Source organism: Serratia sp. 25CWL12, assembly GCF_055790885.1.
Window position 1 is genome coordinate 389,979 of the sequence record NZ_CM147698.1, and the last position, 26,607, is coordinate 416,585.

The 26,607-nt window shown below is 51.6% G+C and carries 19 protein-coding genes and 3 tRNA genes; 6 read left to right on the plus strand and 16 right to left on the minus strand.

The features are described from left to right. Positions 1-21: 21 nt before the first annotated feature. From ACX9GV_RS01770 to ACX9GV_RS01805, 8 genes are all read right to left on the minus strand, one after another. On the minus strand, positions 22-225 hold the full coding sequence (locus ACX9GV_RS01770; protein WP_023489837.1) for a YbdD/YjiX family protein: 204 nt from the start codon (positions 223-225) through the stop codon (positions 22-24). Between the two features lie 120 nt (positions 226-345). Beyond that, a complete protein-coding gene (locus ACX9GV_RS01775) occupies positions 346-2,499 on the minus strand; it encodes a carbon starvation CstA family protein (protein ID WP_473196827.1) in 2,154 nt (717 codons plus the stop codon). Between the two features lie 344 nt (positions 2,500-2,843). Next, the gene (locus ACX9GV_RS01780) at positions 2,844-3,716 is read right to left on the minus strand and encodes an STM4011 family radical SAM protein (RefSeq protein ID WP_473196828.1); all 873 of its coding nucleotides are present in this window, start codon (positions 3,714-3,716) and stop codon (positions 2,844-2,846) included. Between the two features lie 2 nt (positions 3,717-3,718). Beyond that, positions 3,719-5,029: an STM4012 family radical SAM protein gene (locus tag ACX9GV_RS01785; RefSeq protein WP_473196829.1), complete on the minus strand. Its 1,311-nt coding sequence runs from the start codon at positions 5,027-5,029 to the stop codon at positions 3,719-3,721. A gap of 8 nt (positions 5,030-5,037) precedes the next feature. Next, positions 5,038-5,820: an STM4013/SEN3800 family hydrolase gene (locus ACX9GV_RS01790; RefSeq protein WP_473196830.1), complete on the minus strand. Its 783-nt coding sequence runs from the start codon at positions 5,818-5,820 to the stop codon at positions 5,038-5,040. Next, positions 5,820-6,098 carry a hypothetical protein gene (locus ACX9GV_RS01795; RefSeq protein ID WP_473196831.1) on the minus strand — a complete coding sequence of 93 codons (279 nt, stop codon included), beginning with the start codon at positions 6,096-6,098 and terminating at the stop codon, positions 5,820-5,822. Before ACX9GV_RS01795 ends, ACX9GV_RS01790 begins: the two co-directional genes overlap by 1 nt. Further along, positions 6,047-6,934, minus strand: a complete 888-nt coding sequence (locus tag ACX9GV_RS01800; RefSeq protein WP_473196832.1) for an STM4014 family protein — start codon at positions 6,932-6,934, stop codon at positions 6,047-6,049. The genes ACX9GV_RS01795 and ACX9GV_RS01800 overlap by 52 nt, the downstream gene beginning before the upstream one ends. Before the next feature lie 50 nt (positions 6,935-6,984). Beyond that, positions 6,985-7,905: an STM4015 family protein gene (locus tag ACX9GV_RS01805; protein WP_473196833.1), complete on the minus strand. Its 921-nt coding sequence runs from the start codon at positions 7,903-7,905 to the stop codon at positions 6,985-6,987. A gap of 169 nt (positions 7,906-8,074) precedes the next feature. Here ACX9GV_RS01805 and ACX9GV_RS01810 point away from each other — a divergent pair, with 169 nt between their 5' ends. Next, positions 8,075-8,560, plus strand: a complete 486-nt coding sequence (locus ACX9GV_RS01810) for a hypothetical protein (protein ID WP_473196834.1) — start codon at positions 8,075-8,077, stop codon at positions 8,558-8,560. A gap of 62 nt (positions 8,561-8,622) precedes the next feature. Here ACX9GV_RS01810 and rtcR read toward each other — a convergent pair whose 3' ends face one another. Further along, positions 8,623-10,209, minus strand: coding sequence for an RNA repair transcriptional activator RtcR (gene rtcR, locus ACX9GV_RS01815; protein ID WP_473196835.1), 1,587 nt, complete (start codon positions 10,207-10,209; stop codon positions 8,623-8,625). A gap of 291 nt (positions 10,210-10,500) precedes the next feature. Between rtcR and ACX9GV_RS01820 the strand changes: the two genes are divergently transcribed. Both ACX9GV_RS01820 and ACX9GV_RS01825 read left to right on the plus strand, forming a co-directional pair. Continuing rightward, entirely contained in the window at positions 10,501-11,736 is a 1,236-nt protein-coding gene (locus tag ACX9GV_RS01820) for an RtcB family protein (RefSeq protein ID WP_023490342.1), read from the plus strand. A gap of 4 nt (positions 11,737-11,740) precedes the next feature. Beyond that, a complete protein-coding gene (locus ACX9GV_RS01825) occupies positions 11,741-12,532 on the plus strand; it encodes a nucleotidyltransferase domain-containing protein (protein WP_473196836.1) in 792 nt (263 codons plus the stop codon). A 110-nt stretch (positions 12,533-12,642) separates the two neighbouring features. On the opposite strand, the gene ACX9GV_RS01830 is transcribed toward ACX9GV_RS01825, so the two are convergent. Continuing rightward, a complete protein-coding gene (locus ACX9GV_RS01830; RefSeq protein WP_473196837.1) occupies positions 12,643-15,663 on the minus strand; it encodes an autotransporter outer membrane beta-barrel domain-containing protein in 3,021 nt (1,006 codons plus the stop codon). 640 nt (positions 15,664-16,303) lie between these two features. Here ACX9GV_RS01830 and ACX9GV_RS01835 point away from each other — a divergent pair. Beyond that, positions 16,304-17,224 carry a L,D-transpeptidase family protein gene (locus ACX9GV_RS01835; protein ID WP_473196838.1) on the plus strand — a complete coding sequence of 307 codons (921 nt, stop codon included), beginning with the start codon at positions 16,304-16,306 and terminating at the stop codon, positions 17,222-17,224. Between the two features lie 226 nt (positions 17,225-17,450). On the opposite strand, the gene ACX9GV_RS01840 is transcribed toward ACX9GV_RS01835, so the two are convergent. Beyond that, complete coding sequence (locus ACX9GV_RS01840; RefSeq protein WP_023490346.1) at positions 17,451-18,167, minus strand: GntR family transcriptional regulator; 717 nt, start codon at positions 18,165-18,167, stop codon at positions 17,451-17,453. A gap of 258 nt (positions 18,168-18,425) precedes the next feature. Here ACX9GV_RS01840 and mngA point away from each other — a divergent pair, with 258 nt between their 5' ends. Together mngA and mngB are read left to right on the plus strand one after the other, a co-directional pair. Next, complete coding sequence (gene mngA, locus ACX9GV_RS01845) at positions 18,426-20,351, plus strand: PTS 2-O-a-mannosyl-D-glycerate transporter subunit IIABC (protein ID WP_473196839.1); 1,926 nt, start codon at positions 18,426-18,428, stop codon at positions 20,349-20,351. A gap of 48 nt (positions 20,352-20,399) precedes the next feature. Continuing rightward, positions 20,400-23,054 carry a mannosylglycerate hydrolase gene (gene mngB / locus ACX9GV_RS01850; protein ID WP_473196840.1) on the plus strand — a complete coding sequence of 885 codons (2,655 nt, stop codon included), beginning with the start codon at positions 20,400-20,402 and terminating at the stop codon, positions 23,052-23,054. 66 nt (positions 23,055-23,120) lie between these two features. Here the strand turns inward: mngB and ampH are convergent, their stop codons facing one another. The 5 genes from ampH to rsmC form a co-directional block, all read right to left on the minus strand. Then, entirely contained in the window at positions 23,121-24,233 is a 1,113-nt protein-coding gene (gene ampH, locus ACX9GV_RS01855) for a D-alanyl-D-alanine-carboxypeptidase/endopeptidase AmpH (RefSeq protein ID WP_235186792.1), read from the minus strand. Between the two features lie 288 nt (positions 24,234-24,521). After that, a tRNA-Leu gene (locus tag ACX9GV_RS01860) sits at positions 24,522-24,608 on the minus strand. A gap of 40 nt (positions 24,609-24,648) precedes the next feature. Further along, positions 24,649-24,735, minus strand: a tRNA-Leu gene (locus tag ACX9GV_RS01865). Positions 24,736-24,895: 160 nt separating this feature from the next. After that, positions 24,896-24,982 (minus strand) — tRNA-Leu (locus tag ACX9GV_RS01870). Between the two features lie 521 nt (positions 24,983-25,503). Further along, positions 25,504-26,544, minus strand: coding sequence for a 16S rRNA (guanine(1207)-N(2))-methyltransferase RsmC (gene rsmC / locus ACX9GV_RS01875; protein ID WP_473196841.1), 1,041 nt, complete (start codon positions 26,542-26,544; stop codon positions 25,504-25,506). Positions 26,545-26,607: the final 63 nt, after the last annotated feature.

A 26,607-nucleotide genomic window follows, 5' to 3' on the forward strand; every position in this document is an offset into this window, starting at 1 on the left:
GGGTCCTTTTGACTCACTGGGTTAGCAGCAGCGCATACCGCCTTTGCCATCACCCCCGTAGCGAGCATCTTGGCGTTCACGGAAGAACTCCTCATAGGTCATCGCCGGCTTGTCTGGGTGGTTGTCTTTCATATGCTGGACGTAGGTATCGTAGTCAGGCACACCAATTAACATACGTGCTGCCTGGCCGAGATATTTACCCGCCTGGCCGAGGTTTCCGAACATGAGTTAGCTCCACAAAAAATACCCGACGCATTGATGATACCCCATTTACCCTAACCATGGCGGTCAGGACAAACGGGGCGTAATTAATGTTTATGCTATCGGGTATCGTTTAAATCATTATCAGTGGTGCGAAGAAATTTTCACGCCACCTTCTGGGATCGGCACATAAGGCGTTTCCTGGTCGGTACGGTTCGGATTTTTGTGCCCCGCGATGGCGGTTTTGATGCCATAAACCAAGATACTGTAAACCACCAACAGGAACAGAATGCTCAAGCCCGCGTTGGTGTAGTTGTTTATCACGATATGGTTCATATCGGCAATCTGTTTTACCGTCAGGTCAGCGCCACCTTCGGCGATTTTGCGCTTGTACTCTTTAGCCAAGAAGAGGAAACCTTCCAGTTTTGGATTATCACTGAACAGTTTCAGACCCAGCGCATAAGTAGTAACGATCAGCAACCAGGCTGCAGGGATCACCGTAACCCAAATATACTTGGCACGCTTCATCTTGATCAGCACTACAGTACCCAAGACCAACGCCACGGTAGCCAACATCTGGTTAGAGATGCCGAACAGCGGCCACAGGCTCTTAACGCCGCCCAGTGGATCCACCACACCTTGATACAACAGGTAACCCCACAAGCCAACACAACCTGCGGTACCGACAATACCAGCAACCAGTGAGTCGGTTTTCTTCAGGAAAGGTAAGAAATTCCCCAACAGGTCTTGCATCATAAAGCGTCCAGCACGGGTACCTGCATCCAGCGCGGTAAGGATAAACAGCGCTTCAAACAGAATACCGAAGTGGTACCAGAAGCCCATGTTGGCACCCGGAATCACTTGGTGGAACACGTGAGCAATACCCACTGCCAGTGTTGGCGCGCCACCTGCACGATTAAGAACAGAAGGTTCACCAATGTCTACAGCGGTTTGCAGGATCTGTTCAGGGGTGATGACAAAGCCCCAGGAACTGATGGTGGCCGCAGCATGTGCAGACACATCACGCAAAGAGGCCATAATCATTGGCGCATCTGCGGTACCCAGGCGGTGCAGGTCAGGCATGGTGATGCCCAGCGCTGCTGGTGGGGTGTTCATGGCAAAGTACAAGCCCGGTTCGATAATCGAAGCGGCGACCAGTGCCATAATAGCCACGAAGGATTCCATCAGCATGGCACCGTAACCGATAAAACGGGAATCGATTTCGTTGGCCAGCAATTTTGGTGTGGTCCCGGAGGCGATCAATGCGTGGAAGCCGGAAACGGCACCACAGGCAATGGTAATAAACAGGAATGGGAACAGGGTACCTTTCCATACCGGACCGGTGCCATCAACGAATTGTGTTACCGCAGGCATTTTCAGCTCAGGGTTGAGGATCACAATACCGATTGCCAGCCCGACGATAACACCGATTTTCAGGAAGGTTGCCAGGTAATCGCGTGGTGCCAGAATTAACCATACTGGCAGCAGGGCAGAGATAAAGGCATAACCAATCAGCGTAAAGGTGATGGTGGTGTCTTTAAAGGTCAGCGCTGGGCCCCAGTATGGGTCGTGGGCAATGACCCCACCAAACCAGATGGATGCAATCAACAGCACGATGCCGATAACAGAGACTTCACCCACCCGGCCAGGGCGCAGGTAGCGCATGTAAATGCCCATAAACAGCGCGATTGGCACGGTAGAACAGACGGTGAATACCCCCCATGGGCTTTCTGCCAGGGCTTTTACCACGATCAACGCCAGCACCGCCAGGATGATGATCATAATCAGGAAGCAGCCAAATAGCGCAATACTGCCTGGGACCGGGCCCATTTCCTTTTTAATGATCTCGCCAAGAGAGGCGCCGTTGCGGCGTGAGGAGATAAACAGCACCATAAAGTCCTGTACCGCACCCGCCAGTACCACACCGGCTAATAGCCACAGGGTACCAGGCAAGTAGCCCACCTGTGCTGCCAATACGGGGCCAACCAGTGGTCCGGCACCGGCGATGGCCGCAAAGTGGTGACCGAACAGCACGTTTTTATTGGTCGGTACGTAGTTCAGGCCATCGTTATTCACCACCGCAGGTGTCGCACGGGTGGCATCCAAGCGCATCACTTTGGTGGCGATATACAGGCTATAGTAGCGATAAGCCACCAGATAGACCGCTACCGAAGCAACGATAATCCATAATGCACTAATACTTTCTCCCCGGCGTAATGCGACAACACCCAGGCAACCTGCCCCGAGTATTCCCAGCAACATCCATGGGAGATGTTTCAAAATTCCCTCGCGTTTCATTGAGGTATCCTTATTCCAGTCTGCAATAAATAGTGAGTGATAAGTCCGGTTATTAGATGTTTCAGGCAAGAATGACAGGCCTGTTGGCGGACATTGGGTGTAACGTCTTCCCCCTGGTCAGGGGCAGGTTTAGGAACAGCTCATCATCACTGCACTAGGGAAGTGAATACATCTTAATTTCAGTCAGCGGTTTAATAAGCGGGTGAGCGGTTGGAATGGCCCAGTGAGTGGTTTTTGCTGTTGTTACCAGCCACGGGGAGCCAAGGGCCAAAGGGTGACGTGATTCACAAAAACCGTGTTTTGGCACTCCCGATAAAATATTCCAGCTCAAGCAATCATCGGTGTTACTTTTCGCTTAGCACGGCTAGGGGGATCCTCTCCAGGATGCCATTGTTAAACAGCGGGTAGAGTTGCCGTTCTGGCATATGGACATAACCGATATGGCAATAACACTGTGTGCGTGAACAAGGGCGAGGCTTCAACACTTCCCGGTAGTTTTCCTGATAGATATTCCCCAGCTGTTTATCAATAAAGTGGCAGCGCCGAATGGTCCCGTCCTGATCGACGCTGATGACCTGCTCCCCGGTGAGACAAGCTTTACCACGGCTCGGATAATCTTGCGCATTGATGTTGAACAGCGGGTCTATCTGGTTGAGAAAGGCAAGCTGCTCCGGCTGATAGGGATACAACCGTGACCCATTGCGATACGCATTCACCCATAAGTAGACCTCTTGCGGTAATGCGGCCCGCAAGGCGGTTATTGCTGCAAAGTGGGACGGTTTGCCGACAACACCGACACTAAAGCGCACTTGGTAGGCCATCAGGTCAGTTATTTGACGCAAAAAATCCGCGAGCGTCACCTCGCCAGGATGATAGGTCACCCATAAGGCGACTTTATTCCTTTCTGCTTCCTGCAAAAAATCCAATCGACCACTCAGGTTGGTTTGAAACACCACTTTTTCGATGTGTGCTGTCTGGCTTAATGTGATGAGCGCCTGCTGGTAATGTTTGCGTACTAGCGCTTCACCCCAGGGGGTAAAAAACAGCTTAAGTGCCAGATCACTCTGCTGCTGCGCCCATTGGGTAAAGCGCAACAACGAGGCGTGATCTGCTTGCCGTTCAGCTGCGCTCCCCAGGTGTTTGGCAAATGGGCAGTAGCCACAACCGTAATTACAGCTGCTTAAAACCCCCCGGTACAAGACAGTAAGGGAACGCATGATCAGCTTAACTTATAGCTGGACATCTGGTGGACGACCTCATCGGCATACAACCAGGGGCCGATGGCGTCTGAATAAGCCAACCCTTGTGCGGTCAGCGTGATGCGCTTATCGGTCTGTTGTGCCAAACCAGCAGCAAACAGTGACTGTAGTTGAGGATAATCTTGCAGGGGATCACTGTGGAAACGTTGCTGATACAGTGGAAACGACAACCCACTGCTGTGCAGCAAGCTTTGAATAATAAACCGTCGTTGTTGGTTATCTTGATTAAGTTGGAAACCGTAGTTGACCTCAGCAAAATCTTGCGGGCTGCGGCGGATATAATCTTGCAGGATCGACTTGACGCTTTCCTGCCCCACGGCGTATTCGCTGGAATAGTGCAGCTCATGGGTATAAGAGCGGGCTCCGCAACCCAACCCGAGCATACCGTCATTCTGGCAGCAATACTCCCCTTGTCCGGCGAGGCTAGCGGAACGGCGGAACATGCGCATACTGACCTGCTGATAACCGTGCGCCAGCAAATAGTCCCGCCCACGCTGATAAAGCTCAAAACGCTCATCATCCCAGGACTTGCCGGACAACCCGATGCCCGTCAGCGGCCTAACGTACAGCGGGTAAAGAAATAGCTCCTCGGGTTGAAACTCCAGCGCGGTTTGTAGCGACAACAACCAACTCTGTGGGGTTTGATAAGCTAAACCGTAAATAAGATCGATATTCAACACCGGAATGCCGCTGTGGCGAATAGCCTCTAGGGCACGAAATACTTTCGCGTTGCGCTGTGGGCGGCCGACGCTTTTCACTTCACTTTCCACAAAGCTTTGTACGCCGATACTCACTCTTTGGGTGTGGTGCGCGGCTAAAATATGCAACCGATCGGCTGTTGCCGTTGCCGGGCTGACTTCAACACTGGCAGGAACGCGGGGATAATCGACGTTAAAGATATCGATAATCCGATACACTCTTTCCAATTCGGCGGGTTTGAGATAAGTCGGTGTTCCGCCACCAATGGCCAATTGGACCACTTTCATGTCACCGAGTGATTGCTTGGTCTGCCGAGCTTGGCGCTCAAGGGCGTTTAAGTACTCAGTCTCTATGGTTGAAGAGGCATTGACCGTGGTAAACAGATTGCAGAAATCACAACGCATTTCGCAAAAGGGAATATGAAGATATAAAAACAGCGCCTGTTTATTTTGTTCTTGCCATACATCACTCAGTGAACGTGGGCTAAACGGCCGATAGGCGGTTTTATGCGGATAGGCATAGGTGTATGAGTGATAAGGTGAATCTAACAGTGGATGGTTAGTTGACGACATGACATATCCTACAAAATAAACTGTGCATAGGGCACTTCCCACACCGTGGGATGAGCCAGACGATGGCCGAAGAATCCATCCTCGCCAAATGCCTCACCGTGATCAGCACATAGGATCACCAGCGTGGGGCGGCGTAGTGCCATGGTGGCGAACAATCGGCCCAGATGAGCATCGGCATAGGACAATGCTGCTCTTTGCGTAGCCAACGAATCCCGCGTGACATCAGTAAAGATATGTGTCGGTTTATGGGTCGCACTGACATTGATAAATAACAGTAGGGGCTTTTGCGGTGGTAGCGCCTGGAGAACGTTTAACGCCTTGCTGACCTGCCGTTGGGTCGATTGACGGCTACTGGGGCCCATTCCGGGGTTCCAGTAAGCTTCCTGAAATAGCGCTGGGAATTGGGTGCCAAGCGGTGGACGCATATTAAAGAAACCCACACCACCAATACAAACGGTATGGTAGCCACGTGCACTCAAGGCAGCCGGTAAATCAGCTTCATCAAAAGTGAAGGTCGTTACATGGGTCGTTGTTGACCCAGAAAATTGCGCTGCAAATAAGCGGTGATGTTTACCCGGCTCACAGGGGGTCGGTAAGAACCCGGCAAAAAAGGCTTGGTGAGACGGGTAGGTAAAGGTGCCTGGCGCATGACGTTTCTGCCAGCCCTGAGCGGGTAAATAACGGCTGATCGCCGGGGTTTCCCCAGCATTATGGGCCTGCTGTGCGACATCAAACCTCAAACTATCAAGCGTGATGAACAGGATGTCGTGGCTACCGATAAGGTCTTTCATTACAGCGGTTCCTGCAGCGCCAACAACTGAGTGGCATAGGTATCCAGCCCACGGTATAGCACTTGGCGGTGATAGTCACCGAAGGCATTAGCCTCTAACAACACCGCTTGCCTGGAAGTGGTGATTAAGATGTCCAGGCCAGCATAGAGTGCGCCAGGAAAACAAGCGGCTCCTCGTTCAGCCAGAGTCAACACCTCGCGATAGCGCTCTTCACCCAAACGGGCGATTAACTGGTCAAGATTACCGCGCTCCCCCCCAGGTGCAGATTGGTCATACAACCACGCCCCAGCCTGACCAGTGTGTGAGTCGCCTTACCGGCGGTGACCACCACACGGAGATCCATGGCTTGGTTTTCCATGCCCATCTTGGGTAGCCAACGTTCAATCTGCAACGGATGGTGGCGCAGTAAACCGTCTATTAAACCTGCTACTTGGCGCTCATCCCGATAGTGGCGTTGTTTGCGGGAGTTATACAACCTCAGTTCCCCGGCGACGCATTCCATATAAACGGTCGTTGATGCCAGTAGCCCTTTCCGCCCGACCTGCAGGGCGACGGTACCAGAGGCGCTGCTGCCATGAGCCAGTTTGATAAAGACTCTGCGGCAGTCACTCGCTACCATATTACTGCGCAACTGCTCATAACTGTCACATTCCGCCAACGCTTTAGGCACCGGGAGGCCCGCTTGAACAAAACGTTGTTGTGTCACCCGCTTATCAAACATCGCCAAGACTTGATCCGGTTGCCAGGTCAATTGACCAGGGAAGTGCGCGATGGGCGGTAAACGATGGTGTAGATGTTGCAGAAAGCGGCCAAAACCACGATACCACTGCCGAGTCGGCATCAACCGCCCCTGTTCCAGATCCAACGCCGCAAGCTGAGCGATCGATAAATCCCCCTGGCCCTGCGTCCCCAACGCGAGCAATAAGCGTTCGGTTGCCAGGTCTTCCCCTGGCGAGTCCAACCGCAAAATGACATTGGGTTCCCATTGGCGTGCCAGTGCGGCACCATCCTGCATGACCTGCGCATAACTGATCACTTGCGCAGCCGGCCAGTTTAGCCTGGAGAGGGTATTTTGCAGTGCAGTGACTCGTCGGCTGCCAGGTGGTGCTATCACCACCACCTGACGCGGAGTTAACCTGGAACTCGGAGACAACATAAGGTGGGTTACTCACCGATGGCGACAAAGCGCCAGTCATCTTCTGCGTCTTCTTGCTCAGAAACGTCCACGACCATGCCCAACCCTTTTAGTTGAGCCATCATCTCGTCGTCTAAATAGTGGCGATGCAAATCGAGTTTTTTCAAATGACGGAGTGCATCCGCGGCTTGGCACAATGCCTTTCCTCCCTCATTACTGAGTGTCCCCAATGAGAGATCCAATACTTCCAACTGCGGCAAAATGGCCGACTTGACGACAGCCATGGCAATATTATCTTGGTCCTCTGCGTTGCGCAGACCGAGGTAGCGCAAGGCTGGCAGATTGTTGCCTTGGTAAAGTTCCGCCAGATCATCTTGTTGGTAGCTGGCACCGTACTCATCGGTACCTAAATAGAGTTCTAGATGTATCAGGTTGGATAATTTGGCTTGGGCAATCTGGCGCACGGTCTCCCCACTTAATCCTCCACTTTGAACCACCAAATGGGTCAGATTATTGGCGCGCAGATCTGAAAATACCAGTTCGATGCCGCCACGGACGGTGAAGTGAGTCAGGGCGGGGTAGGCATTCATCAGTGGGCTGACATCGGTATTGTGCAACCAACTGACTTCACACTCTTCAACCGTGATATCACCGAAAAACAGCGCGCGCAGCTGAGGGAGATGTGCTGCTGCTTTTATCAGGGCGTCGGCGGCAGCTGACGAGTTTTCTTCATAGGACTCTGGGCTCCACTGCCCAACCACTAGAGCCTGGGTCTGGTTAGCCAGTGGGTCGCTCAGATACTGTTGGAGTTTATCAGCAAAGCTAAGGGGGTCATCATACTCAAGACCAATACGGTAGGCGGTATTATGCAGATTTTTCAAGGGATGGCCCGGTTCCCAAGCGACTACCTTATAACCAGCGAATTCTTCCTGATGCTCGTAAAATGCCATTTTATCTTCCTCTATTCGGGTCTTGGTCGTTAAGTGTTGATAACGGTTATCCACACATTGGGTTTAATTAGACGCGACTAGCAGCGCTGACTGACCGCTTAATGCTTCGAGAACTGATGGTACAATAACCAGAGAATGCCAACAACTGGCGGAAACATAAGGAGTTAATGTGGGTAACAGGTATTGCTGTATTTTTTTAGGCCTACTGCTGATCGCCGGTAGCTGTGCCGCCGCAGAGATGCCAGTGACGGGCTACAAAGCTTATGATCAAACAGGGGTTAGAGATGATACGTTTGAGCTTGATCAAACGGAATTGGTGCTGATCCAGCCAGTAATACAAACATTCACTGATGAGAATTCACAACAGGCGATGGATTTTTCTACCATGATGGATGATTGGTCTCATTATGCCAGTGAGATAACCCGGAGTTTTGAAGCACTGCAGGTACGGGTAGTGAGTACTGACAAACGCTATCTGATCTTTACGTTGGGTGAAAACCAGCGAATGATATTTGATAGTCGCCAGACACCGTCTACACCGGACGAAGCAGTGAGCTGGCAAGCCCTGTTGTATCGCAAAGGGCAAGTGCCGAGACTCATTGATATTACCGATAATAATATGGCTGAGGCGAAAGCGTATCTGGGATTGAAATAGCCTCACTATTTACCCTGCTTCAAGTTGCCGCGCTGTTGGCTGCAACTTGAAGCAGAGCAGTTCTATCTGTGAACATCATCCCAGCTCAAGCCAAAACGGGCCAGATATTTACGCAAGCGGTCGGCATCATTCGGGTGCTTTTTTTGTTGGCGCGAAACAGCGAACAGTTGCCGTCCGGCGTCTGACAGCGAAGCGGCAGTACGGCATACCTGCAATACGGTTGCCAACTGGCTTTGCTCAAATAGGTCGATAGGGGTTAGCTCGACAGGGAGTGATGGGGTCGGAAGTGATGCGGTGTTGCTCTCTTGCCACTGTAATTTCAACCGGTTGATTTCTTCTTCCACCAATGACCGAGTGATGCGGCCCTGTTCTGCCAGGGTTGCCATCCGGGTGATGGAACAACCCAGCTCACGGAAGTTACCGTGCCAGGGGGCCTGCGGAGAACGGGCAAATGCTAGATAATGCTGCCGTGCCTGTTGGTCAAAACGAACCTGGGTCTGGTTGCTACGTGCAAAACGCTGTAGTTCATAATCGATATTGGGCTCGATATCTTCACGGCGCTCCGCCAGCCCGGGCAAGACGAAAGTCCACATGTTAATACGGGCATATAAGTCTTCACGGAAACGCCCTTGGGCAATCCAGTCGCGCAGATTGCGATGGGTGCCAGCGATTAATTGAAAATCGCTGCTCACCTCCTGATCAGAACCGAAAGGGAAAAACTTCTTCTCTTCAATTGCTTTCAATAGCATCGCCTGCTCATCCAGCCCGAGCTCGGCAATTTCATCAAGAAACAACATGCCACCGTTGGCCTCACGCAATAGGCCGGCTCGGGCTTGCAAGGCCCCGGTAAATGCCCCTTTGACATGGCCGAATAGGGTCGACATGGCATTATCGCCACGCAACGTTGCGCAGTTCACCGCGACAAAACGTCCGGTGATTAAATGGCGTGAGTAGCGTAGTTGATAGATACGTTCTGCCAGAAAGGACTTACCGGCACCGGTAGGGCCGTTAAGTAGCAAGGGCGCATTAGAGCGCAGGGCAACCCGCTCGATCTGGTCAATCAAGGCATTAAACGTGCTGTTCCGTGTTTCAATGCCGGATTTCAGAAATGACACTGAGCGCTGTTGTTCATGCAAGAAACGGCTGGTAAGGGTTGCGTAGCGGCTAAGATCCAAGTCGATGACTGAATAGAGACCCGGCGGGGAGACCGGCTCGGTTTTTTCACCTGGGGCGGTTTGCAGCAGTTTTGCGGGTAAATAGCGCGCCTCCGTCAGCAGAAACCAGCAGATTTGTACCACGTGAGTACCGGTGGTGATATGCACCAGATAGTCTTCATTTTCGGTATCAAATGGGTAGCGGTTGGCAAAGTCGAGAAAGGCGCTATAGACCTCTTCAAAATCCCAAGGGTCTTGCAGTGCCACCGGTTGTAATACCACTTGCGTGGTTGGCGATACTGCGATGATATCTTCCGCGACCTGTTGCGCCATCCCTTTGTCTCGGGGTTGATGCAACAGTTCTAGGCGGTCGATGGGGAGGTCAGGTTGTTGGCATACACCGACGGTTGGGCGCCATTTTTTCCAACGGTTCTCTCGTTTACCGCGCCTATCCAGTGTGGTTCCCAGCACACCAATCACAACTCTGCGTTTCATTTTATCCCTTAAGATAAATTGTTATCCTTAAGGATAAGATATACCTTTGTAGTTATGGGTTCCAGTTACCAACAATAGATTTTTTATTTATTAAATATCAATGCATTAAGTTTTTTATCACTGTTTTTCTCGAAATTGGCACGTCTTTCGCTATATCTATGCCAGTTCATTCAGGTTGCTGCTCAGTAATGATAGCTCTGGCTGGAAACTTTAATGTATCAAGCAACGAGAGTGACTTTATGTTCCCGCAACTAATGTGAAGATCGGGAATGATGATATCAAAGAGAAAAGATGACTAACGCTATGAAAAATAACTATCAATTAATCGCGCCAGTTAACAGTGCTCCAATCAAAATGTGGACACAAGGTGTACCCGTTGAGCCTGAAGCACGTGAGCAATTGCTGAATACAGCAAAAATGCCCTTTATTTTTAAACATCTGGCGGTGATGCCGGATGTGCACTTAGGGAAAGGTTCGACCATTGGCAGTGTGATCCCGACTCGTGGGGCGATTATCCCGGCGGCGGTGGGGGTGGATATTGGTTGCGGCATGATTGCGGTACGGACTTCCTTGGTCGCCGCGGACCTGCCGGATAATCTGGCAGGCTTGCGTAGTGCGATTGAACAGGCGGTTCCTCATGGTCGCTCGTCAACGCGCAGTAAAAGAGATAAAGGTGCCTGGGGGGAACCGCCAGCAACCGTCAATAAATATTGGGCGACATTAGCCCCGCGCTTTAAGCGCTTGACCGATAAATACCCACAGTTGCTGAAGACGAACAACCATCTGCATTTGGGGACCCTGGGAACCGGTAACCACTTTATTGAAGTTTGCCTGGATGAAGCTCAGCAGGTGTGGGTGATGTTGCATAGCGGCTCTCGTGGTGTGGGGAATGCCATTGGTTCGCTGTTTATCACTCTGGCTCAACAGGATATGCAGCAGCATATCGCTAACTTGCCGGATCGTAATCTGGCCTACTTTGCCGAAGGTAGCGCGCATTTTGAGGATTATATGGAAGCAGTGGGTTGGGCGCAGGACTTTGCCCGCCATAACCGGGAAGTGATGATGGAACACGTACTGGCGGTGTTGTCGCGGACCATAACCAAGCCGTTTACCACACAGCAGGAAGCGGTGAACTGCCATCATAACTATGTGCAGCGTGAGACACACTTTGGTGAGTCGGTCTGGGTAACGCGTAAAGGCGCGGTATCGGCGCAAGCGGGGCAGATGGGGATTATCCCCGGTTCGATGGGGGCGAAAAGTTTCATTGTGCGTGGGTTGGGTAACGAAGAAAGCTTCTGTTCCTGCAGCCATGGAGCGGGGCGCGTAATGAGCCGTACTGCCGCGAAAAAGCGTTTTACTGTGGCTGATCAGATCCAGGCGACAGCCCATGTGGAATGCCGGAAAGACCATGAGGTGATTGATGAGATCCCCATGGCTTATAAAAATATCGATGCCGTGATGGCGGCACAATCTTCCTTGGTGGAAGTGGTTCATACCCTGCGGCAAGTGGTGTGCGTGAAAGGATAAGAATATGGAAGAGCAATTAAATGGTGTTAGCAGTGCCATGCGTGAAAAAGTCAGGCAGGTACTGCGCGACGTTGAACAACGTTACCAGGTGCGGGTGCTGTATGCCTGCGAGTCTGGTAGCCGGGGCTGGGGATTCGCTTCCCCAGACAGTGATTACGATGTGCGTTTTTTGTATGTCCATCAGCCGCAATGGTATCTGCGCGTAGAACCACAGCGGGATGTGATAGAGCTGCCCATCGATCAAGAATTGGATGTTTGTGGCTGGGAGTGGCGTAAGACCTTAGGTTTGTTGAAACGCGGTAACCCGACGTTGATCGAGTGGCTGGATTCACCAGTGGTCTATCAAGAGAGCCAAGAGAGTGTGGCGGCATTGCGCAGCCTGGTCCCACAGTGGTTTTCTGCCCAGCGGGCACGTTGGCACTATTTGTCGATGGCTCGGAAAAACTTCCGTGGTTATCTACAAGGGGAGCAAGTACGGCTAAAAAAATATTTTTACGTATTGCGCCCACTCTTGGCGGTGCGTTGGATAGAAGCTGGCAAGGGGGTACCACCGATGCGTTTTGACCAGCTATTGGCTGGAACCGTCGATGAACCTCGGCTGTTGGCGGAAATCCATCAGTTGCTGCAGTCGAAGCAGCGTGCGGGTGAAGCGGAATATGGCCCGCGCAGGGAGAGGATACATGGGTTTATTGCCAAGGAACTGGCAGCGGATGTCAGGCAGCAAGCGTTACCGGACAGCCTGGCGGACAGCGACCGTGAACTCGATGAGTTGCTTTATCGTACTGTAATGAGTTAATCAGCCCGGGGAAAAGGTATTTAATCGATTTTCCGGGAACTTGAGTATCACCCAAAAAGCGTAATTGCACCGCCTCTTCCTGCGAAGATGCGGTGCGGAAGGCTTAACTATCAGAAATGCCAGGTAAAGCCAGCATTAACCCGGTTGTCCTGGTGGCTTGACGATACCAGACCACCATAGCCCAGCGAGAGTGTTGCATTGTTGCCAACGGCGACTTCGGCGTTGGCTTTCACTACCGCCGCATCACGGGATACCGGCACGCTATTGTTAACAAATGGCACGCTGCTACCGCTGAACATCAGCCCTATGCCACGATCACTATCACCATACTGGTGTTGCCAGCCCAACTCACCACGCAGGGTAACCGCTTGCAGCTGGGTATCTGCACGCAAGCCGAGTGTTGAGGCGGTGGCATCAGTATGCTGTTTATCACCGTGTAACGCGGCTGCACCGCCATTTTCGGCAATACCGTTATTTTGGTAGTTGATATAGGCCAGGTTGGCGAAAGGTTCCAGCTTCACGGTGCTCGCCTGGATGCTGTAGCCTGCTTCGGCGAACAGTTGTTGAGTGCGAGCGCTGTAATTGGCATTCGGGTTATCAAACTGAGTAGCGTAATTCACGTTGCGTGAGGTCTCGATACGGTGCCAGGTATAGGTGCTGCCCGCACGCAATGCCAGGTTATCAAGCTGCTTGCCGCCGTAAACCCCCAGATGGTAGTTATCGCTGGTGGCATTGGAACCGTAGCCGCCGTCGAGTGAGGTGCGGGTATAACCACTGGTCACCCCAAGCTGCCATTGTTGTGCCAAGGTGGAGTCCAACCCCATCAGGATGCCATAAGTGGATGCCTGATAGCCCGTCGCATTAGCGTCACCAGAGGCGTGATCCCATGCCCCGAGGAATTGTGCCCAAGCTCCCCCTTCATTCACCTTAATGTCTGGTGAGCGGGTAAGCCCTTCACTTTGGCGCAAGCGTTCATTCAAGGCATCCCGCAGGTAACGGCTGTCATTGATCTGGGCTGAGGCCATATCCGCATGAATTTGTCCGGATAAGCGGCGATAGGCCTGCTGTGCTTCCCAAGCGCTTTGACTGGTCAGGATGCTTTCATAAACTGGGTTGCCTGCTGGCAAGGTATCCGCAGCAGTAGCCAGCGCCCGCTGGTTTGGCGTTAATGCCATATCCGCGAAGGCGGTCGTGTTGCGGCCCACGTTCAAGGTGACCTGGGTAGGTTGATAGTTAAGCGTGGTCCCCAGGAACAGATAGTCAGGTTGTACGGTATCGAACTGACCCTGAACCCCAAGCTGTGCGCTTAAAATGGTGTATTGGTGACCCAGCAGACTGTGGACCTCATTTTGGCTAAGCAGGTTGCCACTGTGTTCGAGTGAGACCAGCACATCCGCACCGTTTAGTATGGCCATGCCTTGGCTTTGGATTTGGTCACTGCGGCCATCAGTGGCAATTTCTACCGCATAGCGAGCCCCCGGCTGGAAGGTGACATTATTGGCTACCTGCAAAGTGCCAATGGAATTACCGGGGGCGATAATGGCACCGGATTGTGCGGTTAATGTGCCAACCGTACCCGAACCACCCAGCAAAGTTCCATTATCAACCGTGACCGCAGAGTTCCCATAATAGCCATTGATGATCAGCGCACCACCTGCCACCGTCGTTGGGCCGGAGAAACTATTGTTACCGGTGAATTCAAGTACCCCTGAACCGTTTTTGACAAAGTTACCGTTACCGGCAATATCATTGGCCCAAACATCATAGGCGCTGAACCCGCCTTGGTTGGCATCCATATTCACCGTGATATTACCGTTAAAGGCACCGTAACCATCGGCGGCATCGTAGAGATTAATCCTGGCCCAACCGGAGCCATCATCAAGAGCATGACCGGATTCTATCTCGGTGGTGGCCAGCACATCGCGCCGCTGTTCAGCGGTGAGGTAAGGGAAACGGCTGGCAATTAGCACCTCAGCTCCCTCTGGTACCACTGGGGCAAGGTCGGTTGGGCCTATCACTGCCAAGCCGTAAGTCATACGGTAACGATAATCGGCTTTGTTTTGCGCAGCTACAGCCTGGCGTTGTGCTTGGTCTGCGGCGGAGCATTCGGCAAGGGTGCTCTGACAACCCTGTTCCAACAGGCTGCGTAAATCAGTTTGAGCTGCTTGCATCAACCCTTGGAAGTCATTGGTGGTGACCATCGGGGCCCCGAGAATGCTGGCAATATTTTGCCCCAAATAATCAGGGTTATTGTTCAGTATTTGTGCTAATGCGTAGGTGGTCATGATCCGTGCGCCAATCACATCTAATGCATAGTGGGCACCCAGTACCATACGGCTATTGCCATATTCCGAACCCCGTAACAGGAATTCCTGGAAGCGTTCTGGCACCATTTCAGCAAACAGCAACGTACTGGCAAAACCAAAGGCGGCGTGCCCACTCGGAAACGCCGCATTGCTTTTAAGCGTGGGGATGATGGCTACTGCCGAGTCGGTTTCAACGCCGAAGAAATCAGGCGCACTGAACGTGTCGATGCTATCGGGGGCGACCTGGACAGGGCGAGAGTTGCCAATGGTGTTACGGTCTGCCTCAGTAGGGTGGTAAGCCAAGTCATAAACATTATAGACCCCACCGGCGGGCAGACTAATGCCCGTGGCGAGCTGAGCGGGGTTACCATTGGCACTGCCATTGGCATAGTAGTTTTTGGCAAAGCTGGAATCGACCTGAATGAGCGCATTAACTTGTGAGAATAGCGCTTCGAAATTCTTCGAGAAGGTGGTAGCGGTATAATTAGTGGCATTGATGCTGTTAGCGGAAGCGAAAGTGCCATACATCTTTGGGCCAAGGGCATTTGCCACCAGTAAACCGTTGCTGATTGAGCCAATCAGTGCCGCAATAGTGTTATCGGCAATGGCTCTGGCTCGCACAGCATCAGAGGCGTTGTTATTGGTGGCGATTGACGTATTGAGGTTGTCATTTAATACCGTCTGCCCTGCCGTGCTGTTATTCAGCAGGCTGAACCCCGAGATCAACTCTGTTGCTTGTATAGTCCTGGCTTCAATGGCCCAAGCCGTGTTGAGCGAAAGCAGTATGGCGATAGACAGTGCAGATAGTGCTGTTTTTTTTGACATTATGGGTCATCCCTAATAGCCCGATAGATTATACTCTTCATCCTTCAAGCTGCTTGGGTGTTAGCTGCACTCTGTCACCCCAGTCACATAGTCAGCTATGCTCCTGGGGATTCCATCGCTGGCCGCCTACAAGCAACTCGAATTATTTTGGGTATGGCGGGCTCATTAATTAACAGCTTTTGATGACGTTTTTATGACGTGAGCAAGTCGGTGAAAGTGGCGTGATGGCGACAATTGCCCCTTAACACCGTTGAATCAAGAGGGGGAAATGGGCGGGTTCAGTGTTGTACCGCCATGGTTTTTGAGTAACAACCCTTAACAAAGGCGATGTGGGGAGAAACAATTCTCGGTAGCAGACGCTATTGGGCGCCAAAAAAGAGGGCAATTTACGCGAGTAATATTTCCCTCTTGCTACCAAGTGCACATATAATGCGCGTCCGGTCACATTTGATCGGAGACGACATATACTCGTTGTCTTTCAAGCTGCAGGGAAGCTGGCTTTCCTCTGTTATTTGGCTTATCCATCCCTCAATCGGGGGTACCGTTACCACGGTGACAAGGGTAGTATTCTGGCCTCAACTTGAAAGAACCCGTGTATAGACTTTTAATAGCTAACATGGCCACTACTCTAATTACGAAGATGAAAATGAGCATTCGCGCGTTATTAACCCTGTTTACTGCCCTGACTGTGTTCAGCCAGGCAGCATCCGCTGTTGTATACCCGTTACCCGCCAAGGGAAGCCGCCTGATCGGCGAGAATATTGAAATTACGATTCCTGCAGATAGCAAACTGCCGCTGGAGAGCTTCGCGGCTGAGTATCAGATGGGGTTTAGTAATATGCTGGAAGCGAACCCAGGGGTTGATCCCTTTTTGCCAAGGCCTGGTAGTCAGCTGGTGATTCCACAGCAATTGCTGCTACCGGATACCCCTAGAGAAGGCATTATTATCAACAGCGCGGAAATGCGCCTGTATTACTTTCCTAAAGGCAGCAATACCGTCGTAGTATTACCGATAGGTATTGGTCAGTTGGGTACAGATACCCCGAAGGATTGGGTGACCACGGTACAGCGCAAGAAAGCAGGGCCAACCTGGACGCCAACCGCGAAAATGCGCGCAGAGTATGCGGCTGAAGGTGAGATCCTGCCTGCTGTCGTCCCGGCGGGTCCAGACAACCCGATGGGCTTGCATGCACTGTATATTGGCCGTTTGTATGCCATCCACGGCACTAACGCCAACTTTGGTATTGGCTTACGCGTAAGCCACGGTTGTGTACGTTTGAGATCTGACGATATCAAATACTTATTTAACAAGGTGCCGGTAGGTACCCGCGTGCAGTTTATCAATGAACCGATAAAAGTGTCTGTGGAGCCAGATGGCTCACGCTACGTGGAGGTACATAACCCGTTATCTGCTAACGAAGAACAGATTAAGTCGAAAGATCCTGTCCCGCTGACGATTACAGCCCCAGTGGAGAAAGTATTGATGGATCCGGCTGTCAACCAAAGCGAAGTCGACACTGCGATGAAAGCGCGTTTGGGTATGCCAGTTAAAGTGAACTGATATTAAAGGGTGACCCTTTGGGCTGAGGGGATTAGACCTTGGTTCATCCGTGTTGCTGTTTGGTAGGGCAGACCTTTGTGTCTGCCCTGATTACACCAGCCAAAGGGCAGCTGTTTAATAAAATGGGAGATGGCAAATCATTAGAACAGCCATCCTGCTTTGGCTTATAGAGTAATGGTACGTATATTCAATTTTGGCACACCCAGCAATAAGAGAAGCCACGCTGTTAGCGCCCACGTTTTGCCACTAACGTAAATTTGTAATCATCACTCTTAAAGAAGTTGCGGCTGAATTCGAACACGGTGCCATCGTCAAGAAAGCCAGTAGATACTTTCTCCAGGATCGGTTTTTGTGGGTCAATGCCGAGGGCGTTAACCACATCTTCACTGGGCATCACGGGAATAATCTCCTGCTCACTACGCTCAATCACCCGCTTTTTCACCTGCTCAATGTAATGGTATTTTGATTTTTCCATCACTTCGTAACTGAGGTCGGGGAAGAGTGCCAGCGGCATCCAGGTTTCTTCCAGTGTGACTGGTTTTTGTTTGATATAGCGCACTCGCTTGACGTAATACACTTTGTCTTCGGTGGTTAAACGTAGCGCTTCGGCGATGGTTGGGCTGGCTTTTGCCACTTCAAAGGCGAGTACTTCGCTGTGAGTTTCCACATTACGGTCAGCCAACTTTTCATAAAAACTGGTGAGCTGGTAGATGTCGTAATTGACCTTTTCTTCTTTTACATACCAGCCACTACCCTGAATACTTTCAATTACTTGCTCTTCAGTGAGTAATTTCAACGCCTGGCGCACCGTGACTCGGCTAACCCCATATTGTTCACGCATCTGGGCTTCCGTCGGCAGTGCTGCACCGGGTTGCAGTTCACCATCAGCAACTTGTTTACGCAGGGTATCGGCAATCTGGCGATAGATGGGTTTTTTACTCACAGCGCGGGTATCCCTGGGGTTGTGTGACGATCTGCCTGCATTCTAGCTTTCGTGAGCGGATAAAAAAACAGATAACACCATAATTTGTGCAGTTGTTATCATTTCACTCCAAGTTATATGATACAAATATAATACAAAAATTGCGTTGATTTGAAATGGATCACAAAATGGTATTATAACAATGATTATCATAGAGCCATATTTTGCCGAGGGAACGGCCTCGGCACCTGAGTGAAGATAACCAATCTGAGGATAACGATGAACCTGAGCAGCCTGACCCATCCCAGTCTGATAAACCTGCAAACGGTATTTGCGGGACGTGATCAGGCTATCCAGCAACTTGCTGATCAATTGGCAGCACAAGGCAAGTTGTATGATAAAGACGCTTTCCTACAAGCGGTATTGGCGCGTGAAGCACAAGGCCCCACTGCACTGGGTGAAGGCTTGGCGGTACCGCACGGCAAAAGCAAGGCGGTAAAAGAAGCCGCATTTGCTGTTGCCACACTGAAAGAACCACTGCAATGGGAAGGGATTGATGGCCCGGAAAGCGTCAACCTGATCTTTCTGTTGGCGATCCCTGAAGATCAAGCCGGTTCCACTCATATGCAGTTATTGACCAGCCTGACGACCGCGCTGGTGGATGATGATGTGCGTGAAGCGGTGCTGCAAGCGACAACCCCAGAGCAGTTGCTGGCTTTGTTGGCGGGCGGTGCCCCGGAAGCAGAAGAGCAACCGCAAGATCAGTCTCGGCCAACCGTGGTGTGCGTCACTGCCTGCCCAGCGGGTATCGCCCACACCTATATGGCAGCGGAATATCTTGAGAAAGCCGGGCGTAAACTGGGCATCAATGTCTATGTTGAGAAACAAGGTGCCAATGGTATCGAAGGGCGGTTGACCGCTGAACAACTCAATCAGGCCACAGCCTGCGTATTTGCCGCCGAAGTGGCGATTAAAGAAGTAGAACGTTTTAACGGTATTCCGCGTATTGAAACGCCAGTGGCGGAACCGATTAAACATGCTGAACGTATTTTACAGCAGGCGTTGGCTGCTGGTGAACAGGCTAAAGATTCACCTCGGGTTCAGCAAAGCGCAGCACCAGTAAAGAAACCCAGCGTTAAGACTGAACTGAAACAGGCTTTGTTGAGCGGCATCTCCTTTGCGGTGCCGCTGATCGTTGCCGGGGGTACCGTGTTGGCGGTGTCAGTATTACTGGCACAAATGCTCGGCCTGCAACATCTGTTCGATCAAGAGAACTCCTGGCTGTGGATGTACCGCAAATTGGGCGGTGGCATGCTGGGGATCTTGATGGTGCCGGTGCTGTCAGCGTATACCGCCTATTCATTGGCGGATAAACCGGCATTAGGACCGGGTTTTGCCGCCGGGTTAGCCGCCAACATGATCGGTTCCGGTTTCCTCGGTGGTGTGGTGGGTGGCCTGATTGCCGGTTACTTGATGCGTTGGGTGAAGAACAATGTGCGCCTTAGCCCTAACTTTAATGGCTTCCTGACATTTTACCTGTATCCGGTAATCGGCACCTTAGTGGCAGGTAGCCTGATGCTGTTTGTGATTGGCCAACCGGTAGCTTGGCTGAACAACAGCCTGACCGCTTGGCTCAATAGCTTGTCGGGTGCCAATGCGTTGGTGCTTGGGGCTATTCTTGGCTTTATGTGTTCGTTTGATCTGGGTGGCCCAGTAAATAAAGCCGCCTATGCGTTCTGCCTGGGGGCAATGGCTAATGGTGTGTTCGGCCCCTATGCGATTTTTGGCGCAGTCAAGATGGTTTCCGCTTTCACTGTGACTGCTTCTACTCTGCTGGCCCCACGTCTGTTCCAACAGTTTGAAATTGAGACCGGGAAATCCACCTGGTTACTCGGCCTGGCCGGGATCACCGAGGGGGCGATCCCAATGGCGATTGAAGATCCACTGCGGGTGATTGGTTCCTTCCTGGTGGGTTCAATGGTGACGGGGGCGATTGTTGGTGGAATGGGCATTGGCTTATCAACGCCGGGCGCCGGGATCTTCTCGTTATTCTTATTGCATGACAATGGCCTGGGGGGCTTGCTGTCAGCAGCCATTTGGTTTGGGGCGGCACTGATTGGCACGGTGATCTCCACGCTGGTGCTGATCTTCTGGCGGCGCCATGCGCTGCAGCAAGGCAAATACACCATTGTTAAAGCTGAGTAATTTTTTTTAGCGCCGTAAAAGCGGCGCTTGCTTATTTAGGAATTGAACATGAAACCTGTATCACGCGTACATATTACACCGCATATGCATTGGGATCGTGAGTGGTATTTCACCACCGAGGAGTCACGTATCCTGCTGATTAACAACATGGAAGAGATCTTGGCCCGGCTGGAAAGTGACCCAGAGTATCGTTTCTATGTGCTGGATGGTCAAACGGCAGTGCTGGAGGATTATTTCGCCATCAAGCCAGAAAACCGTGAGCGGGTGAAAGCACTGGTGCAGGCAGGTAAACTGATTATCGGCCCGTGGTATAGCCAAACCGATACCATGGTGGTGTCGGGGGAATCCATTGTCCGTAACCTGATGTATGGCATGCGTGATTGCCTGGCGTTTGGTGAGCCGATGAAGATTGGCTATCTGCCAGATTCTTTCAGTATGTCTTCACAATTACCGCATATTTTCAATGGCTTTGGTATTACCCGCGCCATGTTCTGGCGGGGCTGTTCCGAACGCCATGGCACCGATAAGACTGAGTTTTTTTGGCAGAGCAACGATGGCAGTGAAGTGGCGGCACAAGTATTGCCATTAGGTTATGCCATTGGTAAATACCTGCCAGAAGATGAAGCCGGGTTGCGTAAACGGTTGGATAGCTATTTCAACGTATTGGAAAACGCCTCAGTCACCAAAGATATTCTGCTGCCTAACGGCCACGATCAGATGCCACTGCAGCAGAACATTTTCCAGGTAATGGCTAAATTGCGCGAGATTTACCCGCGGCGCGAGTTTGTGATGAGCCGTTTTGAGCAGGTATTCGAGCAGATTGAAGCTAGCCGTGAACGTTTGGCGACATTAAAAGGCGAGTTCAACGACGGCAAGTATATGCGTGTACACCGCACTATTTCGTCGACCCGTATGGATATCAAGATTGCTCATGCCGAGATTGAGAACAAAATCGTCAATATCCTCGAGCCATTGGCTGCTATCGCCTGGTCGTTGGGTTTTGAATACCATCACGGTCTGCTGGAAAAAATGTGGAAAGAGATCCTGAAAAACCATGCCCACGACAGTATTGGTTGTTGCTGTAGTGACAAGGTGCACCAGGAGATTATGACGCGGTTTATCTTGGCGGATGATATGGCCGAGAATCTGGTCCGCTTCTATATGCGCAAGATTGTCGACAATATGCCGGTACAGCATGGTGATGCACCCGGGTCGGTGGCAGATAAACTGACCTTCTTTAACTTGTTGCCTTATGCGCGTAGTGAGGTGATCAACACCACGATCCGCATTCGCGCCCAGCAATTCTCGCTGCTTGATGAGCAAGGGCAACCGGTGGAGTATTTTATCCGTGCAGCGCGGGAGATTGACCCGGGGTTGGTGGATCGCCAGATTGTGCACTACGGCAACTACGACCCGTTTATGGAGTACGACATCCAGTTGTATCAGCCACTGCCTGCGATGGGCTATTGCACCTTGCATATTCACGCTAACCAAGCGGGTAAACAGCGCCAGCCATCGGTAGCGGCAGCAGAATGCCTGGAAAACGCCTATTACCGTATTGGGCTCAATGCCAATGGCACCCTGGATATTGAAGATAAACAGACCGGTTGCCGTTATCAGCAGGTGCTACAACTGGAAGAAGGTTCTGACGATGGTGATGAGTATGACTATTCACCTTCCCGTCAGGAGTGGTTGATCTATTCAACTGAAAGCGCCGTCACCACCGCTATCAAGCATGAAGCCTGGCAGAGTAGCATTACACTGGCGCTACGTATGGCCTTACCGGTTAATTTGCAACAGCGGGCAGAACGCCGTTGTGACGGTTACCTTGATGTGCGCTGTGAAGTGACGTTGGCGCATAACAGCCGCCGGATCGACATCGAAATGTGGTTAGATAACCAAGCCGATGATCACCGTGTCCGTGTGCTGATCCCAACGCCATTTGCCAGCCAGACGGTACTGGCAGATAACCAATTTGGTACCATTACCCGCCCGGTGGACGATCCTGCGATGGCCCATTGGCAGCAAGAGGGCTGGAAGGAAGCGCCGATCCCGGTATGGCAATTGATGAACTTTGCGGCACTGCATGATAAGCAACACGGGCTAGCGCTGTTTACTGAAGGGCTGCGTGAGTTTGAAATTATCGGTGAACGCCGCGATACCTTTGCCTTAACCCTGTTCCGTTCGGTGGGAGTGTTGGGTAAGGAAGAGTTGTTGCTACGCCCTGGGCGTCCTTCCGGCATTAAACTGCCAACGCCAGACTCACAAATGCGTGGCAAATTGCATTGTCGCTTTAGCTTGTTTAGTTTTGCTGGCGACCCTCATCAGGCGGGCGTGATGCAACAGGCCCGGGCCTATGTGACGCCGGTTCGTTGTTACAACAAACTGCCGTTTGATGCGATGAAACTGAATCTGGCTAATGTCCGCACACCACTGCATTTTAGCCTGCTGTCGATGGCAGAATCTGGCCCGGTGTTGAGTGTGTTGAAGAAAGCTGAAGATGCTGAAGCTCTGATTATCCGCGTGTACAACCCGGCGGAACAAGGCACGCTCAGCGGGCAGTTAACCACCACACGGCCATTAACAGAGTGGGTGGAAACAGCGATGGACGAACAACCGCTATCGCAGCAGCATGCGGCTAAAGGGGAATTCACTCAACTAGCTCCGTGCCAGTCGAAGACCTTCCGTTTTAGTTGTCAGTGATCTGAGTCATCAAGAGATATCAGCAATGGGCACACCCGTGGTGTGCCCATGTTGGGTCAACTTATTTCAACCCTGGTTAGCTGCTAAATCTGCCACCAACTGATTAACCGGGTCGCTCATATTGGTAAACTTGCTCAATTCTGAACGGGTCACCACCACGAATACGCCGATATTTTTCTGCGGTATCATCGCCATATAGGTGATAAACCCACCGCCACCACCTGTTTTCTGAATGATCCCCGGCAGGCCTGCTTGAGGTGCCATATAAACCCAACCCAAACCCAGGGCCGATGCTTCACCGGGAACGTCCATACCCTTCACGGTAACCAAATTCTGGCGTTGGAAGTACATGGTTTGTTCACTGGCAGCGGTGGGCTTGCGTGGCCCGGTGACGTTAGAAGAAAGAAATTGCTGCATCCAGCGCTGCATATCACGCGGGGTGGAGTAAACGCCACCACTGCCAGCTGCGGCTCTGGTATCCCGGCAGGTGCTGGGATTGACCGCGGCCACCATCAAGCGTGAGCACTGTTCAGCGGTCGGGGTTAATGTGGTATCCACCATCCCCAAGGGGGTAGTGATTTTTTCACGCAGCAGGGCGTTGTAGGGCTTGCCTGCAGCACGAGAGAGCGCATCCGCCAGTAGGTCGTAAGCCAAGTTAGAATAGGCCGCGTGAGTCCCGGGTGGTGTGGTGATCTTGGCATGTGCCAGCCACTGCCAGCGCTGCGCTTTGGTCGGCCAGGTAAAGACCGGTGTCTTTGGCGGCTTTTTCCCCGGTTGTTCACGGGGCAATCCACTGGTATGGCTAGCTAAATTCAGCAGTGTTATCGGCTGAGAGGGGCTGTAAGCGGGAACATAAGCCCCTTTAGGCGCATATTTACGCAGTGGGTCGGTCAGTTTGACTTTACCTTCCGCCGCCATTTTAACCATCACTTCGCTGGTCATCAGCTTGGTGATGGAGGCAATGCGGATCAACGAGTCGGGCTGCGGGCGTTGATTGTTACCCGGTTTGGTGCTGCCAAAACTGCGGTTCACCACTTGATTATTGTCGATCACTACCAGCGACATACCGATTGCGCCGCTGTTGAAGAACATATGTTCAGCATATTTGTCGACAATCTGCGAGGTCAGTTGTGAGTTGCTGGCTTGGCTAACCCATGGGGTACATAACCCCAGCAACAGCGATAAGGTGGAGAGTGAAGTCTTCAACGATCATTGTCCATATAAAATAGTATTGGTAATTTTTGCGCTCGATGCGTCGCTTGTATACGGTCAACTCATCAAGTTAATGAGCTAAGTGTAATGCGCTATCGCCTTGATGGCATGTGCAAAACGCGACGAATAGTAAAAGTTTTTTATAGTTGAGGAAAAAATAGCCAAGCGCAGTTAAAAGTGGCAAATGCCATCAGAGCCAGTCAGCTTTTTTAATCGATTAAACCGGGAGGAACAACAAGAAGAGAACCCATCAAGTGGTGCGAAGAGAGGGACTTGAACCCTCACGTCCGTAAGAACACTAACACCTGAAGCTAGCGCGTCTACCAATTCCGCCACCTTCGCACAAAAGATGTGTTGCATTGATTGATTTATATCACCAGCTTGGTGCGAAGAGAGGGACTTGAACCCTCACGTCCGTAAGAACACTAACACCTGAAGCTAGCGCGTCTACCAATTCCGCCACCTTCGCATGAGTGCTGTGCAATATAAATCTGTGATATACCCGTCGCCATTCAACCCACAGGGGTGTTGGCTGCTCTCGTTCACCCGAATCACTTACTTGTGTAAGCTCACCGGGATTCTCTCTGTTGCCGCCTACCTGTAACTTGAATGAACTTGGGTCTAGTTTTTGGTGCGAAGAGAGGGACTTGAACCCTCACGTCCGTAAGGACACTAACACCTGAAGCTAGCGCGTCTACCAATTCCGCCACCTTCGCAGTACCAAAACGTTACCGGAGTAACACAACCACGGTGGCGAATTCTAGAGATTTTGCAGGTTTCGTCAACCGTTATTTCCCGGTTTAGCAGCGTTTGCTGTAAAAAACGCCATCTTCTTGTTGGTGCAGGGCTGGGCGATGGGACGCCAGTAATGCGCTGCTTTTGGTTCACGCAGTGTTATCGACATATCGCGGTTATTGATAAAGCAAAGGGGTGATCACGAACAAGGTAGAGCAGTGTAACTCCTTGCCGCTAGCGTTACAGCGTGCGTGTATGCTTGGCGAGAAATATAAGGTCATGAGCCTATTTTATGCATGATGAGGTATAGATAAAGTGCTTATACCCCCATGTTCATTCAAGTTGTAGCGTAAAAACGCGATGCGTTATTGAATCACGTTTGCATTCTTCCTAGTGGGGGAAAAACGCAAACGTCTGCTACAGCTTGAATGACACGGGTACCCTACGAGAGCAATACAGGCCGATTTTTTTGCTCTTTCGGTCATAAAGCAGAACCGATTAATTATCTTTTTTTTGCTTCCCGCGCTGGGCGGCCCACCGTCGCTTTATAGACTTTAAAACGGCCATTTTGCGCTAATACTTCATGGCTGCCGAACGTGGCATCCAGAATCTTCGGGTAAGGTAAAAAGGCATTGGCGACAATGCGTAATTCGCCACCAATCGGCAGGTGTTTTACCGCACCACGGATGAGCATTTCTGCGGCGGTTAGGTCGGTGGCTAAACCATCGTGGAACGGCGGGTTGGAAATAATCAGGTCAAAACGACCAGTGATATCCGAATAGACATTACTCACCAAAACTTCACCGGCTATGTCGTTAGCCGCCAGCGTGGCGCGGCTGGACTCAACCGCCGCTGCGTTCACATCGCTCAGGGTCAGTTTCAATTTCGGTGACAGCCGGGCCATTACGGCGGCGACCACGCCAGCACCGCAACCGACTTCCAGCACTTTGCCTTTCTGGTGTTTTTCCAGCGTTGACAGGAGCAGCGCGCTGCCAACATCCAGCCCATCGCGGCTAAATACACCCGGCAATGTTTTCACTTGCAGATCATGTATCGGGTAGCTTTGCCACCACTCCGCTAGCTCAAATTGAGTCTGCACATCTAGGCTGCCGTGGTATAACCCACAGCGGCGGGCACTGTCGATTTTGGTTAACTGAACATGGCCTGCCAACAGTTGTTCCGCGCTACGCACCCCACTGCGGTTTTCACCCACCACAAAGACTTCTATCCCCACCGGCAGTAGAGCCAGAATATTGCACAGTTGGAATTGCGCTTCCGGTTTGTTCTTCGGCCAGTAATAGATAAGCGTGTCGCATTCGGCGATAAACTCGGGTTCCACCGTCAAGCCGAACTGTGCATTGTCACCCATGCTGCGGTTGAGTAACTGCCAATGATGATATTGCTGAGTATGAACCCGCACATCTGCAGCGTCGAATTGGGCGGGCAGGCTATCCTGCAGGTCACCAGCGAACAGTACGCGGCGTTTAATAAACTCATCACTGTGGCGCAGTATCACTTCACTGGCGGGGGTCATGGCAGACATCAGTTTTAGCTCCTCAAAATTGAACCGGGATTATATACCTAAAAGGGGGGCAGTTGCAGAGTA

Bases quoted from the DNA above. Each gene is read 5' to 3' on its own strand.
- ACX9GV_RS01770 (WP_023489837.1), bottom strand. From the start codon at position 225: ATGTTCGGAAACCTCGGCCAGGCGGGTAAATATCTCGGCCAGGCAGCA.
- ACX9GV_RS01775 (WP_473196827.1), bottom strand. From the start codon at position 2,499: ATGAAACGCGAGGGAATTTTGAAACATCTCCCATGGATGTTGCTGGGA.
- ACX9GV_RS01780 (WP_473196828.1), bottom strand. From the start codon at position 3,716: ATGCGTTCCCTTACTGTCTTGTACCGGGGGGTTTTAAGCAGCTGTAAT.
- ACX9GV_RS01785 (WP_473196829.1), bottom strand. From the start codon at position 5,029: ATGTCGTCAACTAACCATCCACTGTTAGATTCACCTTATCACTCATAC.
- ACX9GV_RS01790 (WP_473196830.1), bottom strand. From the start codon at position 5,820: ATGAAAGACCTTATCGGTAGCCACGACATCCTGTTCATCACGCTTGAT.
- ACX9GV_RS01805 (WP_473196833.1), bottom strand. From the start codon at position 7,905: ATGGCATTTTACGAGCATCAGGAAGAATTCGCTGGTTATAAGGTAGTC.
- rtcR (WP_473196835.1), bottom strand. From the start codon at position 10,209: ATGAAACGCAGAGTTGTGATTGGTGTGCTGGGAACCACACTGGATAGG.
- ACX9GV_RS01820 (WP_023490342.1), top strand. From the start codon at position 10,501: ATGACTAACGCTATGAAAAATAACTATCAATTAATCGCGCCAGTTAAC.
- ACX9GV_RS01825 (WP_473196836.1), top strand. From the start codon at position 11,741: ATGGAAGAGCAATTAAATGGTGTTAGCAGTGCCATGCGTGAAAAAGTC.
- ACX9GV_RS01830 (WP_473196837.1), bottom strand. From the start codon at position 15,663: ATGTCAAAAAAAACAGCACTATCTGCACTGTCTATCGCCATACTGCTT.
- ACX9GV_RS01835 (WP_473196838.1), top strand. From the start codon at position 16,304: ATGAAAATGAGCATTCGCGCGTTATTAACCCTGTTTACTGCCCTGACT.
- mngA (WP_473196839.1), top strand. From the start codon at position 18,426: ATGAACCTGAGCAGCCTGACCCATCCCAGTCTGATAAACCTGCAAACG.
- mngB (WP_473196840.1), top strand. From the start codon at position 20,400: ATGAAACCTGTATCACGCGTACATATTACACCGCATATGCATTGGGAT.
- rsmC (WP_473196841.1), bottom strand. From the start codon at position 26,544: ATGTCTGCCATGACCCCCGCCAGTGAAGTGATACTGCGCCACAGTGAT.